13 protein-coding genes are annotated in these 15,440 nt (G+C 44.7%); 2 read left to right on the forward strand and 11 right to left on the reverse strand.

Annotated features, from left to right (window positions below; all coding sequences use genetic code 11):
• Window positions 1-258: 258 nt before the first annotated feature.
• The 8 genes from ACYCS5_RS28375 to ACYCS5_RS28410 form a co-directional block, all read right to left on the reverse strand.
• Entirely contained in the window at window positions 259-831 is a 573-nt protein-coding gene (locus tag ACYCS5_RS28375; RefSeq protein ID WP_029515180.1) for a TetR/AcrR family transcriptional regulator, read from the reverse strand.
• 101 nt (window positions 832-932) lie between these two features.
• Window positions 933-1,970 (reverse strand): aldo/keto reductase, encoded by a 1,038-nt coding sequence (locus tag ACYCS5_RS28380; protein WP_459760536.1) that lies wholly within the window; start codon window positions 1,968-1,970, stop codon window positions 933-935.
• Between the two features lie 305 nt (window positions 1,971-2,275).
• Window positions 2,276-3,382, reverse strand: a complete 1,107-nt coding sequence (locus tag ACYCS5_RS28385) for a Gfo/Idh/MocA family protein (protein ID WP_459760537.1) — start codon at window positions 3,380-3,382, stop codon at window positions 2,276-2,278.
• A gap of 75 nt (window positions 3,383-3,457) precedes the next feature.
• Window positions 3,458-4,186, reverse strand: coding sequence for a ThuA domain-containing protein (locus tag ACYCS5_RS28390; RefSeq protein WP_029515175.1), 729 nt, complete (start codon window positions 4,184-4,186; stop codon window positions 3,458-3,460).
• Between the two features lie 36 nt (window positions 4,187-4,222).
• The gene (locus ACYCS5_RS28395) at window positions 4,223-5,395 is read right to left on the reverse strand and encodes a Gfo/Idh/MocA family protein (protein WP_039273095.1); all 1,173 of its coding nucleotides are present in this window, start codon (window positions 5,393-5,395) and stop codon (window positions 4,223-4,225) included.
• 52 nt (window positions 5,396-5,447) lie between these two features.
• The gene (locus tag ACYCS5_RS28400) at window positions 5,448-6,503 is read right to left on the reverse strand and encodes a LacI family DNA-binding transcriptional regulator (RefSeq protein ID WP_176715732.1); all 1,056 of its coding nucleotides are present in this window, start codon (window positions 6,501-6,503) and stop codon (window positions 5,448-5,450) included.
• A 172-nt stretch (window positions 6,504-6,675) separates the two neighbouring features.
• Window positions 6,676-7,533 (reverse strand): GRP family sugar transporter, encoded by an 858-nt coding sequence (locus ACYCS5_RS28405; protein ID WP_069011836.1) that lies wholly within the window; start codon window positions 7,531-7,533, stop codon window positions 6,676-6,678.
• Window positions 7,534-7,669: 136 nt separating this feature from the next.
• A complete protein-coding gene (locus ACYCS5_RS28410) occupies window positions 7,670-8,509 on the reverse strand; it encodes an AraC family transcriptional regulator (RefSeq protein WP_459760538.1) in 840 nt (279 codons plus the stop codon).
• A 243-nt stretch (window positions 8,510-8,752) separates the two neighbouring features.
• Between ACYCS5_RS28410 and ACYCS5_RS28415 the strand changes: the two genes are divergently transcribed.
• A complete protein-coding gene (locus tag ACYCS5_RS28415; protein WP_340885552.1) occupies window positions 8,753-10,987 on the forward strand; it encodes an alpha-galactosidase in 2,235 nt (744 codons plus the stop codon).
• 144 nt (window positions 10,988-11,131) lie between these two features.
• Here ACYCS5_RS28415 and ACYCS5_RS28420 read toward each other — a convergent pair whose 3' ends face one another.
• The gene (locus tag ACYCS5_RS28420) at window positions 11,132-12,118 is read right to left on the reverse strand and encodes a Gfo/Idh/MocA family protein (protein WP_459760539.1); all 987 of its coding nucleotides are present in this window, start codon (window positions 12,116-12,118) and stop codon (window positions 11,132-11,134) included.
• Between the two features lies 1 nt (window position 12,119).
• Window positions 12,120-13,139 (reverse strand): Gfo/Idh/MocA family oxidoreductase, encoded by a 1,020-nt coding sequence (locus tag ACYCS5_RS28425; protein WP_069011831.1) that lies wholly within the window; start codon window positions 13,137-13,139, stop codon window positions 12,120-12,122.
• Between the two features lie 181 nt (window positions 13,140-13,320).
• On the opposite strand from ACYCS5_RS28425, the gene ACYCS5_RS28430 reads away from it, so the two are divergent.
• Window positions 13,321-14,187, forward strand: coding sequence for a MurR/RpiR family transcriptional regulator (locus ACYCS5_RS28430; protein ID WP_069011829.1), 867 nt, complete (start codon window positions 13,321-13,323; stop codon window positions 14,185-14,187).
• 78 nt (window positions 14,188-14,265) lie between these two features.
• Here the strand turns inward: ACYCS5_RS28430 and ACYCS5_RS28435 are convergent, their stop codons facing one another.
• Complete coding sequence (locus ACYCS5_RS28435; RefSeq protein ID WP_459760540.1) at window positions 14,266-15,393, reverse strand: NAD(P)/FAD-dependent oxidoreductase; 1,128 nt, start codon at window positions 15,391-15,393, stop codon at window positions 14,266-14,268.
• Between the last annotated feature and the right edge of the window lie 47 nt (window positions 15,394-15,440).

Here is a 15,440-nt window from a genome sequence, read left to right on the forward strand (position 1 = left end):
TTTAGAACGACCATTCTTATTAGGGCAAAAAAAACAGTTAGATCTGACTTGCTATTAGCATATCAATTTTAGAACGAACAATAAAGAATTTTTTCGTGGCTAAGAATTGTAATTTTGGAGCGGTATTCCTTGACATGTTTGAGGCGTAAGATACAAGTTCTTTCTTATGTTAGAGGGACAAGAAAAAACTTGTATCACGGAAACAAACAGTCCTCCATTGAGGTAACTCCTTTTGCCTGTCATGCTGTAATTTCACTTTTAATCTAAAGCGGTCAGTGTCATATCAATAATATTCTTTAATTTTTGCTGATCCGTTGTTGTCTTAACCAACGTACGTAGCCCTAACCACGCATTCATTAAATAATGAGAAATAACTACAGGATCCAAGTCAGCCTTGAATTCACCCGATTGTTGACCCTTCAGAACAAGGTTAGTCAAGAGTTCCTCAGTTCGCGAATAACTTTCATCAACTAAGGATGCAACTTCAGGATCCAACACGCCGAGTTCCACACCTGAATTCACGAGAAAACACCCTAGAGGTTCTCCTTCGTTTCTTACTGTCGCCTCAAACAACTCCCGAATTGATTCTTTGATCGGTTTTTGTTTTTCAATCAGAAACCTCATTTTGCTGGTCTGCTTCGTTTCATATCGTTCGAGAGCTTTCATAAATAAGGCATGCTTATCCCCAAAGGTATCATAGATACTTCTTCGGTGAATGCCCATAAACTCAACCAAATCTTGCATTGAAGTTTTCTCATATCCTTGTGCCCAAAACAGGTGTATCGCTTTATCTAATACTTCATTAACTTCAAATTCTTTTGATCTTGCCATCGTCATCACCTCGAATAATCATTATACAATTTAGTGAAGGATCGGCAAACTAGATTTAAAATATGTGAATACATTACAGCTATGAGGTCTGTCTTATATATTTAACCCAGGATTCTTCGTTTGTCTGCTTGTAACCAATCAGGCGTCCATCCTTTTTCCAGGGCATCCAGGGTTACTCCTGGCGGAACGATAGCATCTATCGCATCCAGAATATCAGTGCTTAATCGAATGTCACTGCCTTTTAACGTTTCACGTAGTTGCTCAATTGTTCTTGCCCCCACTATAGCAGAAGTAACTGACGAATGAGCTTGTGTAAATGCCATGGCAAGATGAGGCAAAGTTAATCCTGCTTCATTTGCAAGGGTTTGGAGCTTAGCAACGGCTTCGAACTTGGTTCGGTTTTCTTCTCGATTTGGGTCTACAACAGTTGAAAGTTTCCCTAGAGAACTCGCTGCTCTTGAATCTGGGGCAACCGCTTCTCCTGAGCGGTATTTTCCCGTTAGTAGACCACCCGAAAGTGGGCTCCAAACCATTACGCCCATTCCATATTTTGCAGTTGCAGCAAGCAAATCGAATTCGACACTCCGATTCACAATGGAATATGGGGCTTGCTCGGATACAAAGCGTGCTGTATTTTTACGTTCGCTAGTCCACTGTGCTTCGGTCACTTGCCATGCCTGAAAATTGGATGTACCAATATAGCGAATTTTCCCTTCACGAACCAGGTCCGTAAGTGCGTCAAGACTCTCTTCAATGTCAGTATGGAGATCCGGCTGATGTAGTTGATACAAATCGATATAGTCCGTTTGCAACCTTCTCAAGCTTCCCTCTACTGCACGCTTAATCCAATATTTCGAGTTACCGGATTGATTAAGCCCACTGCCCATGGGCATTCCGCCTTTCGTGGCCAGAATAACATCCTGTCTGCGTCCTTTTAGGATGTGACCCAGAATTTCTTCGGATTGACCACTTGAATAGACATCCGCTGTATCGATCAGATTAATGCCTCCAGCCAAAGCCTCATCTAACATGACTGTAGCTTCTTTCTCCGTATTGTTGCCCCAAAAACCCAAAGTACCTGTACCTAATACAAAACTGCTTATTTTAAGGCCTGTATTTCCTAATACACGATATTCCATGTTCAATCCATCCCTTCTCCATCTGTTATAATTAGAATGATCATTCTAATATTCGTAGAAGAGCACCACGGCAAGATCTCACACTCACACCACTCCCCATAACTTTTGGCTTCTTATCCGTGTACTCCTCCCACGCCAACAATATAACATATCTAGAACGACCGGTAAAGAATGATTTTATGCCCGCAATTAAAATCCTTCCTGAAAATGAACTAAGAAGACTCCAAAGCCCGGTCAAAACGGAGCTGGAGTCTTCTTTTTAATAGAAATGAACATTCAAAGCGGGATGTAAAATTTACATTAGTTTACGCATCTAACGTATACAAGGGCAGGTTTTCCGGTAAAGCCGCCGGGCGCAGACATGTGCTCTGCATTGGATAGAAGGTCTGCTGATCGGAGGAATCATGGAACGCCCACATCGCCTCCAGCACATGGTAGGCCAGTTCTCCACTAGCGCGGTGAGGCCGTCCGCTGCGGATAGCGTAGGCCATATCGGCAACACCGATGCCCCGTGTATTCTCCTGGTATCCAGGCAGCAGCGGTGCCTCTGTCCATTCTTGCTCGCCTAGCAGCCTATAGCGAACTGGCCCTCCGAACGTGTTCGGGTCAGGCACCTGTAGCGTGCCATGAGTACCGTAAACCTCAATCGGTGGCAGAGTGCTTCCACCAAAGATGTCAAAGCTGGTAATCAGCGTACCGACAGCTCCCTGCTTAAAGCGCAGCAACCCGGCCACATGGGTCGGAATATCGACTGGGATAGTCTGGCCTTTCTTTTTCTCGCTCGTAATCGTTCGCTGGTCCATCGCCTTGCCTGTCATGCCCGAAATGGCAGCAATCGGACCCAGCATTTGCACCAGAGCCGTCAAATAATAAGGGCCCATATCAAACATTGGACCGCCGCCGACTGCATAATAAAATTCAGGATCAGGATGCCAATGTTCATGTCCACGGCTCATCATGAAAGCCGTAGCGGCTACCGGACTCCCAATGACTCCGTCTTCAATCAGCTTCAATGATGTCTGTATACCGGAACCAAAGAAGGTCTCTGGTGCGCAGCCGACAAGCAGTCCCTTTTGATGAGCAAGATCCAAGACAGCCTGACCCTGCTCACGGGTGACGGCAAGTGGCTTCTCCACATAGACATGCTTGCCTGCCTCAAGAGCTCTGAGACTTACGTCGGCGTGAACGCCCGGAATGGTCAAATTAATGATGAGTTCGATCTCCGGATCAGCCAAAATCTCATCTACCGAATATACATTTGGAACGTTGAACGCTACCGCCTGCTCCTCTGCCCGACCTTGGTCCAGATCCGCTACAGCGTACAGCTCCAGAATGTCGAAACGATGGCAATTTTCCATGTAAATTCCGCTAATTTTACCACACCCGATAATGCCTACTTTCATTTTGTTCATGCCTAGACTCCCTTCTTCTTCAGAAAAAATGGATAATGGCATTCTTTTGTTACATCGGATACCATCCTGTTCACCCTAGCGTTGCTGGTTGTCTGTCATGCCTGTATAAGCCTCTGCGAGAGAGCTGCCCCGGGTGGCCACCGCCTGTTTGCCTGCTGCTGCCCACAGAAACCCGCTGCGCATCATCTCGGTCACTTGAGGCATATCTATGATATCTGCGTGATGCCCCAGCGAATTGTAGAAGACGCGGCCGTTCCCCCAGCGCTTCGTCCATACAACGGGCATATCCACTGGCCCATTAGCTGAATGGGGGCCTGGTACGATCGGAAAGCGTGTGGTTGCCAGCACTTCAACTGCTGGGTCTACGTGGAGGTAATACTGCTCGCTTTTGACCTGAAAATCCTCAATATGGTCTAGAAGTGGGCTGGAGCCGCGCTTCATGTTCACCATGTACTCTACGCCGTCATTGCCGGGATGCGCAACCCATTGCCCGCCTGTCATAAACTGCCAATCCACATTGTTCCGGAAGGCATCACACATGCCACCATGGCAGCCTGTGAGACCTACGCCGCTTTGAACCGCAGCGGAGACATTATCGACCAGTTCCTGCTCAATCTGTCCCATGGTCCACATTGGAACGATCAGGTCCAGGTCAAGCAGTTTCTCTGCATCCTGGTAGGCTTCAAGGGTATTAGACACCTCCACCTCGAACTGCTCTTCCTTCAAAATGCGTTCAAAAATGGCCGCCACCTGCTCCGGCTCATGTCCGTTCCATCCGCCCCATACAATCAGTGCCTTGCGCATCTGTAATCCACTCACCTTTCGGAATGTATTGTTATACTACATTTCTTCAATGGATACCCAGCGGCGTTCCTCTATGGATCGTTCTACCGCTTCAAGCACAGCCTGACAAGCAACACCGTCACGGAAGTTCGGCGACGGTTGCCTTCCTTCAGAGATGGCACTCAACATCTCAAGCATCTCATGGGTGAAGGTATGCTCGAATCCAATCGTATGTCCTGCAGGCCACCAAGCTTCAGAATACTTGTGTGCCGGATCGGTGGCGAGTACGCGGCGAAAGCCCTGAACGTCTTCCTCATCCTGTGTGAAATACACTTCCAGTTCGTTCATTCGTTCAAAGTCAAACCGCACACTGCCTAGGCTACCGTTGATCTCGAATGAATTGGTGCTCCGATGTCCGGCAGCAAAACGTGTGGCCTCGAAGCTGCCCAGCGCACCTCCGGCGAAGCGTGCCAGGAACAGCGTGGCATCATCGACTGTCACTTCTCCCATTGGAGCATTTGCTTCAGTGTTTCTTTTGGAGCTCAACCCGCTCATCTCCAAAGCTAACGGGCGCTGCTGGATGAATGTCTCGCTCATGCCGATCACTTCATGGAACTCGCCAACCAAGAAGCGAGCGAGATCAATCAGATGGGCGCCAAGATCACCATGAGAGCCAGAACCGGCCACGTCTTTTTGCAGCCGCCATACCAGCGGGAAGGACGGGTCCATGATCCAGTCTTGAAGGAAGAAGGCACGAAAATGATAAATTTTGCCTAGGCGACCGCTCTCGACTAGCTGCTTTGCCAGCTGGACAGCCGGTGAAAAGCGATAGTTGAAGCCTACCATATGTCTGACCCCTGCTTGCTCTGCTACCTGCAGCATGTCACGTGAATCCGCCAGCGAGAGCGCAAGCGGCTTCTCACAGAACAGATGCTTGCCATGGAGGGCAGCCTCCACGACAATTTCTTTATGGGCATTACTCGGGGCGTTAATATCAATGAGATCAATATCGTTACGTTTCACTAGATCACGCCAATCCGTAACACTTTCGGTCCAGCCGTACTGGCGGGCAGCTGCCTGAACCCCCTGCTCGTTGCGTCCACAGATAACGGACATCTCTGGCTGCAGCGGGGCATCTGGGAAGAACATGGGTAGACTTCGGTAAGCGTTGCTGTGAGCCTTGCCCATAAATTTGTAGCCAACCATTCCGATACGAAGACGATTAGACATGTCGTGATCCTCCTTATGGGTCTGAGTTTCAACGAATTTTTGACGAATGGTGTTATTGACGAATGGATGACGCCCTGATAATCAGTTCTGTGGATAGGAGTTCTCTTATTGAGTCGCACCCGGTTAGTTCCAGAGCCGGAATGAGATGCTGAGAATCGGGTATAAGCTTCGAGGCTGCAAGCTCCCCCATCTCATAAAAAGGTACGCGGACACTGCTTAGCGGCGGAACAGCCATCTCAGCCGCATCCGAATCGTCATAGCCTACAAACGCCGGAAACCGGTCAGCTGCCAGTCCGCGCTCACGGAGACCCTGCATTACCCCAAGAGCCATCCGGTCGTTCGCCGCAAATACAGCATCAATATCATTCAATTGGTCTGCGATTGTAGCTGAGGCTTCGAGTCCGCTCCGACGGCTATAGTTACCTTCCAGAAGCAGTTCGTGGTCATATTCAATCCCAGCGTCCTGAAGTGCGGTACGATAACCCTTCATTCGCTCAGTACTATTGGAATAGATATCCGGGCCGTTGAGAAAGGCAATCCGCTTGTATCCCTGCTCGATGAGGTGACTTACAGCCGCCCGGCTGCCTTCTACATGGTCTGCATCCACTTCACAGAACGATTGCCCTTCAAAATGGTGATTCATGACGCAGAACGGACGTCCTTCTTCCTGAAGCCTCTTTAGAGCTTCCACCTCATCGTGGTCATCCCTGGCTCCAAGGATGATACAGGTATCGATCCTTTGCTGACGGAAAAGACTACTGTAATCAATCCGTTCCCCCGGCTTCCGGAACAATAGAAGCAGATCAAGTCCGCTGTCTCTAGCCTTGTTTCCGATACCGCTCAGCATCTCAGAGAAAAAATAGGCTGAGAACAAGTGCGCCTTCGGGACATAAGGCATAACCACACCAAGATGGCCACTCTTCCTTCGGGCAAAGTTACGGGCCAGCGCACTGGGAACATATCCAAGCTGATTGGCTGCGTCCAGAACCCTTCTTCGCGTATCCTCTTTGATAGGACCTACCGCATTCAAGACCCGGGATACTGTCGCTTCAGACACGCCGGAAAGTTCGGCTACTTCCTTGCGCGAAACAATATTACCCACCTCCAAATCATTTTATGTACGCGCGTACATTTTCTCATGCAGTCCTACCTCTGTCAATCCCAAAAAGCGTACCCCATAGATGGATAAGCTCTTTTCGTTACTAAAAGAACGTGGTCTCGTGGTTCCTACTGGCAAACAGTCAAAACACCTGATCATATACAAGATACAAAATGATTCCTTAAGGCTTGAGCATGCTGATCATTCCTACTCCTATCATCAGTACTGTAATTCCCGCAAGTATACCTATCCATTCCTGAGGACTCTTCTTTTCCTTAAATATTAAAATGCTGCCAACACAGGCAATAGCAATGCTCGCTTGAGAGATCGGAAAACTAGCCGCCATGCCGATCAGCCCATTGGAAATAAATAGTGCTAGATTCGCAATGCTCCAAACCAATCCTGTCGACAAATTGCGAACCACCAGAGAGAATCGTAGCCGCTTTTTGCCCTTCAGATTCATGGCCATGGCTGAGCATAGCATACCGAGCGATTGCGGCAGAATGACGGATAGCCCGGATATATGAAAAAACTGATTAATCACGACATAACTGCTTAACGCTAACCCCGAGCAAACCAACATTATGATAATGGGTACCGGCAAAGGCTTGGGCAATCCAGCAGACTTGCCCTGATAGCTGGTTAACAGAACTCCTGCCAATATACACAGAAGAGAACCAACGCCTATCGCATATTGGTACCCTGTTATCCATTCACCCAAAATAAGTGCGGCAAATAGCGTCGTCCCTATCAACTGCAGACCACAAATCACAGGAATGGCGATCGATACGCTTACTTTTTGAAAAGCTTGAAACTGGAGCAATTGTCCAGCGGCCCAAAAAATACCAGATATAAAACTTACCACAAAATGAATCGGTGTTAATGAGGTAGGATGAATGGTATACAGGCACAGGGAAAACAGCACAGCACCAATAACGGTACCTGTCAGTTGTTCTCGGGGACTGGCTTTTGTAATATGCGCCAGTATCGGCATAACTCCCCAGCCAAGGGCTGGAATAAAAGCAATAATGAAATCCACGCGCGGAATTCTCCTCCCGTAAAAAGTACTCTTCCTACAATCGTTAAAATGCCATGCAGGAAAAAATCCACAGTTTTACGATAGCAAAAAAAACCGCTTCTAAATACAAATATTTTTATAGATTTATATAGCAAAATCAAAGAAATTTTTTTCTATACGCGCTGGGTGATATGCTCATTACATTTTTAAAAGCTCGCGAAAAGGTCAACTGATCGGTATAGCCGACCGAATTGGATATAACCTGGATCGAATAGTCTGTATGCTGCAGCAATTCGCACGCTTTTTTAATCCTGAGGACTATCAGATATTGTTTAGGCGTTTCACCAGTCTCAAGTTTGAAAACGGAGGTCAGATAATTCGGATGTAGACCAAGGTACTCCGCTACTTCACTAATCTGGATGCCACTGATGTAGTTTTTCTCAATAAAGTTTATCGCTTGCACCGAATAAGGAAGCTGTTCCTTTATCGACATCGTTTCCCCCAAATTGTGTACAAGTTTGGCAAGAATATGGAATAAATACCCCTGTATAGCCAGCGATGAAGAAAGCGTGTTATCTCCGATCCGCAACATCTCAATAATCGTGGAATGAAAGAACGTAATATCTTCGATATCGATTACATAAGGGTTCTGGCTCGGAAGTGATATGTTCTGCAGGTAGATGTCGGATTTAATGCCCAGAAAGCCGACCCAACTGTACTCCCAAGGCTCGGCTTCATCTGCCTGGTAATAAGCTACCCTATTGGCCGGAATTAAAAAAGCCTGTCCTTCTCCTATATCGTAATTTTTGTTGTCAATCACCAGCCTACCTCGTCCTTTTAGCACAAAATGAACCAGATTAAAATCGCGGGCGATGGGTCCAAAATCCTGTTTGGATAAGCAGAGCTCTGTGCCACAGTTATACAAAATCAAATCTGATATATTTTTATGCTCTGAACTGGTATACGTATCAACATATTGAATCATATTCTGGCCCATTGGCATCCTCCTCACTTTTCCAAATAAAGAACCTATGCTTGTTAATTTAACAGTATAGCATAAGTTAAGGATGACAAATGTCCAGAAAAAATTTGGCTCTAAACTATATTTTTTTGTAAGGTTCTTTGTTTTTCCCATATCCAACTTAAAAAAAGTCATGTATTTACTATCACTATCTTTGTTATGCTGATTCAATAATAACGCTTTCAAGTGGTTCGACATATTTTGAAAGGGGCTATGTACATGGCTAGTCTACAAGTTAACCAAAAGGAACGGACATTTTACTTAACGAACAAATACTGTAGTTATCTTTTCCGTGTCATGGAGAACGGGCAATTGGAGCATTTATATTACGGCAAAAAAATAGAGTACCTTGGTCAATATGACCGCTTTATCGAGCGAAGCTATCGTCCCGTGTCTGTCGGTGAGTTTGATAGTGACTTGGTGACATCGTTGGAAAGTATTAAGCAGGAATTTCCTTCTGCGGGAAGTGGAGACTTTCGAGAGCCAGCAATTGAGATCATACAGGAGGACGGATCTCATATAATGGAGTTCACTTATGACCATTACGAGGTAATCACTGGAAAACCTAAAATTCCTCATCTTCCAGCTACGTTTTGTAAGGAAGCACATGAAGCAGAGACACTCCTCATCACGCTGACCGATTCTCTTACAGGAACGGTGGCCGTGCTTGCTTACACCATCTTCAGCGAACTGCCCGTGATCACGAGATCCGTATCCATAACGAATTCCGGGAATAATCCCCTGAGAGTCAACCGTCTAATGAGCCTGAGTCTTGATCTTCCTGAAGCCGAATATGAAATTATTCATTTATCAGGGGCTTGGGGCAGGGAACGTCATGTGGAGCGTACACCATTGAGACCTGGGCTACAGTCGATTGGGAGCACTCGAGGAATTAGTAGTCATGTTCACAATCCATTTCTGGCGCTTGCCAAACCCGGATCACAGGAACACCAAGGAGAAGTATATGCGGTTAATCTCGTTTACAGCGGGAACTTTCTTGCCCAGGCGGAAGTGGACAGCTATTCAACTACCCGATTGATGATCGGCATTCATCCTGACAAATTCTGCTGGACCCTGAAGCCAGGAGAATGTTTTTATTCGCCTGAAGCAGTTCTGGTCTATTCTGAGAGCGGTTTAAATGGCATGAGCCAAGCATACCATAGCCTGTACAATAAACACTTAATTCGCAGCAGTTGGACCGAGCGGGAACGACCTGTATTGATCAATAACTGGGAGGGGACCTATTTTGATTTTACTGAGCAGAAAATAGTTGATATGGCAAAAAAAGCAGGTGAACTGGGGATTGAACTCTTTGTCTTGGATGACGGATGGTTCGGTCGAAGAAACAATGATACCTCTTCCCTCGGTGACTGGTTTGAAAATCCTGAAAAGCTACCGAACGGGATCTCGAATTTGGCAAAGAAGATCAATCAGCTCGGGATGAAATTCGGTCTTTGGTTCGAGCCGGAAATGGTTAACTCCGACTCTCATATTATGAGGGAGCATCCAGACTGGGTTGTGGGAACACCCGGCCGTCAACGCAAGCATGGACGTCATCAATATGTTCTTGATTATTCCCAACCGCCTGTCGTGGATTACCTGTTTAAGTTAATGGATGACGTGCTCTCTTCTGCTCGGATCGAATACGTAAAATGGGATATGAATCGCTGTATTTCAGAAGCCTATTCGTTATCTCTGGGCAAGGAAAGGCAGGGCGAATTTTTTCACCGCTATGTCCTGGGTGTATATGCTTTATATGAGAAGCTGATTACCGAACACCCTGAGATTTTGTTTGAGTCCTGTGCTTCCGGTGGGGGACGGTTTGATCCAGGGATGCTTTATTACGCTCCGCAAGCATGGACAAGCGACGATAGCGAGGCTATAGAACGTCTGAAGATTCAGTATGGCACTTCCATGGCCTATCCGCTTAGCAGTATGGGTGCTCATGTGTCAAGCATCCCGAACCACCAGGTAGGCAGAACGGCACCGCTGCAAACTAGATCCAATGTCGCCTACTTTGGTATATTCGGTTATGAACTTGACCCATTGGCGTTGTCCGAAGAAGAGTGCAATGTAATTAAAAAACAAATACAAGTATATAAACGTCACCGACGATTAATTACACAGGGAACCTTTTACCGTCTGCTAAGTCCCTTTGAAAAAAATGAAACAGCATGGATGACCATTGATGCAGAACGTGAGCATGCTCTCGTCGGCTGGTACCAGGTTCTCTCACGCCCCAATGCAGCTTATTCACGGCTAAAGCTCATCGGACTGGACGAAATGGCAGTATATTTCGTGGAAGAATTGGACCGACGTTTTACAGGCAGCGAGTTAATGAACATCGGACTTATACTCACCCCGCCTTATAAGGCTGACCAGGATTTTAATATTGCGGAGAAATATGATTTTTCATCTGAATTATTCACTCTAACTAAAGAGACTTCCTCGTGATTGGATTATGACTTGAAGTAATAATATCAAAGACATGACTGAAGAGAGAAATCAAGGATTAAACGAAGAAGTGGTTATCCGTTATGCAGTGTCCGCTGTGTGGGAATTACGGATCAGAAGCAACTCAGTAATTGAGCTGCTTCTTTATTTATCAGGACCAAATACAAGATTGGCGGATTGCTTGGCTTTCTCAATGACATTCATGACCCTCTCGCTGTGTTCAAGCATTTCTGAGACTTTTTCCAAATCTTTTTCCTCGATGATACGGTCAAACTCAACGAATTCGTCATACATTCGATGGGGATGATCTTTCTGATCTACCCGGATTGGCGTTTCCTTATTCGCAGTGTGATCAAAGCAGTCGCATATATTTGCTGAACTTGCCATGTGTATATAGCCCTTATTGCCTTGAACGTTCACTGCATTGGGAGCCGTACTGTCTTTTGAACCTATGCAGACACACTTGAAGTCACCGTAATCAAGCAGCAGCATACCTGAAGTATCAATTCCACGCTCCATGTTCGCCCAATACTGCACTTTCTTCGGGCTCCCGAAAAATCCAACAACCAAATGAATATTATATAAATTAATATCCATCAAGGCTCCACCAGACATCTCCGGATTAAACGCAGGCTGGATTATTCCCGCTTTGAAAGCTTCATACCGAGATGAGTATTGAGAATAGTTGCATTCCACTATTTTGATCTCACCAAGCTTAGGTAGATACTCCTTCATTGACAAATAATTTTTCAAATATTGATTCGTTATGGCTTCCACCAATACCAGTTTTCTTTGCTGAGCAATTTCTTTTAGCTCTAGAAATTCTTGCAAATTGGAAGTAAACGGCTTCTCACAGATGACATGTTTACCACTCAATAATGCCTCTTTCGCATATGAATAATGAAGATGATTAGGCAACCCGATATAAACTGTATCCACATCACGACTCATCAGCATCTCGCTGTAATCCGAATAAATCTGAGATATTCCATATTTACTTTTTAAATCCAGTAATTTCCCCTTGTGGCTAGGTCTAGAACAAATGCCCTTTAGTAAAATGGTCGGGATTTCCTGAATAAAGCTTAATAGATCCCCTACGATCATCCCTGCTCCGACAATTCCTAACTTCATTTTAGCTGCACTCCTCTATACCTTTTTCAAGTATTTCCATACACATTATCGTTTCTTCGTCTTTAATCACTTTTTCTTTACCAATTACGATCGACTGATACATATCGTCATACACTCGGGCATAGTCTCCCTTTTCAGAAACGATTTTATCTTCATGATACTCGCCCTTATCATCAAGGTATGTTAAAATGCCATAATGCTCAGGCTGGTCGATGCCGAAATCGGCGTGTCCCTTAGGCAGATAGTATAATTTAAGATGCTCCTCCTGACGATCCTTTGTCTGCTTTATAAAAACGCCTTTTTTGCCGTATACAACAAAACTCGGCCGCTCTTTTAAACGAAAAAAGCTGGATTTAATGGATACCTTAAGTGAGGGATAATAAAAATCTAGATCAAAATAATCATTCATTCTTCCAGAACCGAGCAATTGGCGCACGTCGTAATGGATCGTGTCAGGTTTCCCAAAATAGGCAAGAACCTGGTCAATGGTATGAGCGCCATGTCCATAGAGGTAACTGTTATATTTGGAAAAATGAGAGGTGGAGTTGGGGGTCTCAGGGCGGTAATAATCGAAATGCATTTCCACCTCCAACAAATCACCGAGTTTTCCTGATTCAATAACCTTCTTGGTAGTGAGGAAATCCGAATCGTAACGTCTGTTTTGATAGCACTGTATAATCAGATTTTTCTCTTTGGCATATTGGAAGATGGACACAGCTTCTTCTTTCGTTAACATAAAGGGTTTTTCAACAAGTACATTTTTCCCGTGGTCGAGTGCCATTTTCGCATAAGTGTAGTGGGATTCTACAGGTGTACAGATAACAATCAACTGAATTTCCTTATCGTTCATTAGAGATTCAAGATTATCAGTATACTGCACACCAGGGATTTTCTCCCACTCCCCTTTATCTGGATTACGGGCGTAGATCGTCTTTACGTTCAAATGATCTCTGGTCAATGAAAAAGGAAGATGATACCGATTGGTGCTTTTGCCATTCCCAATATAACCGATGTTAAGCATATTAATTCCCCCTAGGCTCTTTTTCATTTATTATAGAAGAAGAACGTTGATCGTAAAGGATTTGCCGCCAAAATGGTACAATCAACCGAATATTTTTAAAAATGTTTATTTATTTTCAAACAAAATGTTTATTTTAGATCCTTTATCAAACGTCATTTCAATTGAACCGGAGTTGAACCTGTTGAAAATACTGATGCAATTATCCGAAATGCAAAACTTTACACCAAACGAAAAAAGCATTGCATCCTATATTTTGCTTCATAAGGAAAGGATCCTGCACTTAAATATTCAGGAGCTTGCAAAGGCAACATATACTTCGCATTCCGCGATTAATCGATTAACACATAAACTTGGGCTATCTGGCTTCAAGGAGTTCATAATCAAACTTGCTCGGGAGTTTCAGCAGAATACCCAGAACATTTCCAATGTAGACCCCAACTATCCATTTGGTTTTGATGAATCCCCACTTCAAGTGGCGAAAGAAATTGCAGAATTAATGAAGGAAACGATAGAAAAAAACTTTACATTCATGGATGATGATTTATTGTCGCAAACAGCCCTATTGCTGGATCAAGCGAAAAGGATCTTTATATATGCGTTAGGAGATTCACAAATCCGTGCGAAAAGTTTCCAAAATAAATTAGTGAAAATTAACAAGTATGTGGTTATAGCTACGGAGCTGTCTGAGTGGGCGTACCATACGGCTAATCTTACGCCACAGGATTGCGCTGTTTTTTTAACTTACCACGGAAAATCACCGATCTTTTTAAAAGCAGCAAAGCACTTTACACATGAAAATATTCCCTTTATCACAATTACAGCAACCAGTCAAAATGAATTGGCCAAACTCAGTAATATCTGTATTCAGGTGCCTAATGACGAAGTAAAACATGCCAAGATTGGTACATTTTCGTCGCAAATTGCCTTTGACTATGTATTAAATGTGATCTACTCCTGTATCTATAAAATTGACTACTTAAAAAACATGCAATTCGCAACACAATCGTTGAAGAATTCGCATCTCAATGACATGATGAATGACGTATAAAATAAATATAGTACTAAAACTAAAAGTCGCCAGTATGGCGACTTTTTCAGTATATATATTGTTCTCCTCAGTCAAGGATCAACTTTCAACTATTGCTTTTTGAATATCATAATCATTGATATCGATATCCAAGGCCATTCCAAGTACCAACTTTGCCAACTGATTTCCAATAAAGGGACCCATGGTTAACCCGGATGCTCCAAGCCCATTTGCCGCTATAAGGCCATTCCAGCCAGGAACAGCTCCAAGCACCGGTAGAAAACCAGGTGTAAACGGACGGAAACCAACTCTTACCTCTTGAAAAGTACTATTTGCTAAATCAGGTGCTAATTCTAAACCTTTATTTAGGATTTCCTGCATCCCGCCTGCTGTTACTCTTGTATCGTATCCTTCGATTTCATTTTCGTGAGTCGCCCCTATGACGATCTTCTGTTGATCAAACGCTAACAAATATTGATCAGAAGGCGGCATGATTACAGGCCAGGTGCCTGTATCTTGCCCATCAGGGATCTGTAAATGCATGATTTGTGCTTTTTGAAAGCTAACCTTAAAGCGAATGCCCAAAGGCAGCATCAGTTGATTGGCCCATGCACCAGCACAAACAATGACTACGTCAGACGAAAAGCTGTTTCCACCAACCGTTACTCCGGTTACATGATCGGAATCATATTGGAGCACAGCATCTCCATGGATAAGGGTTGCCCCATTTCTTTGTGCTGATCGGATCAACGCATCCCGCAGCGCACGACCATCTATACGTGCGGCACCGCTAATATGAACGGAGCGATAGCGATCTACTAACAAAGGAAAACGTTCATGGGTTTCCTTTTCATTGAGTTGCATAATTTCACCGATTTCCGGTGCATCTGTATGACGTAAATGTGCCCGTTCCTGCATTTTTTTGATTTTCTCTACATCATCATGAATACTGAGAGCTCCAACTTGAGCATAGCCAGTTTCTGTTTCCCCCTCGCTTTTAAGTTCTTCAATCAATCCGGGGTAAAAACGTGCGCCCGCTTTGGCTAGCTGGTACCAAGCTTGATTGCGTCGCTGTGATAACCAGGGACAAATAATGCCAGCAGCTGCATCAGTCGCCTGCCCTTTATCTTTGCGGTCTACAAGAATGACATCAGCGCCCAATTTTGCTAACTGGTATGCTGTCGATGCCCCCAGAATTCCTGCTCCGATTACGATAACCCTCTTCATGAATACATCCCTTTCCTAAATCACTGTATCCATTATAGCGAATACCG

Source organism: Paenibacillus sp. SEL3 (assembly GCF_054602585.1).

Coding starts and splice junctions, on each gene's coding strand:
- ACYCS5_RS28375 (WP_029515180.1), bottom strand. CDS start 831: ATGGCAAGATCAAAAGAATTTGAAGTTAATGAAGTATTAGATAAAGCG.
- ACYCS5_RS28380 (WP_459760536.1), bottom strand. CDS start 1,970: ATGGAATATCGTGTATTAGGAAATACAGGCCTTAAAATAAGCAGTTTT.
- ACYCS5_RS28385 (WP_459760537.1), bottom strand. CDS start 3,382: ATGAACAAAATGAAAGTAGGCATTATCGGGTGTGGTAAAATTAGCGGA.
- ACYCS5_RS28390 (WP_029515175.1), bottom strand. CDS start 4,186: ATGCGCAAGGCACTGATTGTATGGGGCGGATGGAACGGACATGAGCCG.
- ACYCS5_RS28395 (WP_039273095.1), bottom strand. CDS start 5,395: ATGTCTAATCGTCTTCGTATCGGAATGGTTGGCTACAAATTTATGGGC.
- ACYCS5_RS28410 (WP_459760538.1), bottom strand. CDS start 8,509: ATGGGCCAGAATATGATTCAATATGTTGATACGTATACCAGTTCAGAG.
- ACYCS5_RS28415 (WP_340885552.1), top strand. CDS start 8,753: ATGGCTAGTCTACAAGTTAACCAAAAGGAACGGACATTTTACTTAACG.
- ACYCS5_RS28420 (WP_459760539.1), bottom strand. CDS start 12,118: ATGAAGTTAGGAATTGTCGGAGCAGGGATGATCGTAGGGGATCTATTA.
- ACYCS5_RS28425 (WP_069011831.1), bottom strand. CDS start 13,139: ATGCTTAACATCGGTTATATTGGGAATGGCAAAAGCACCAATCGGTAT.
- ACYCS5_RS28435 (WP_459760540.1), bottom strand. CDS start 15,393: ATGAAGAGGGTTATCGTAATCGGAGCAGGAATTCTGGGGGCATCGACA.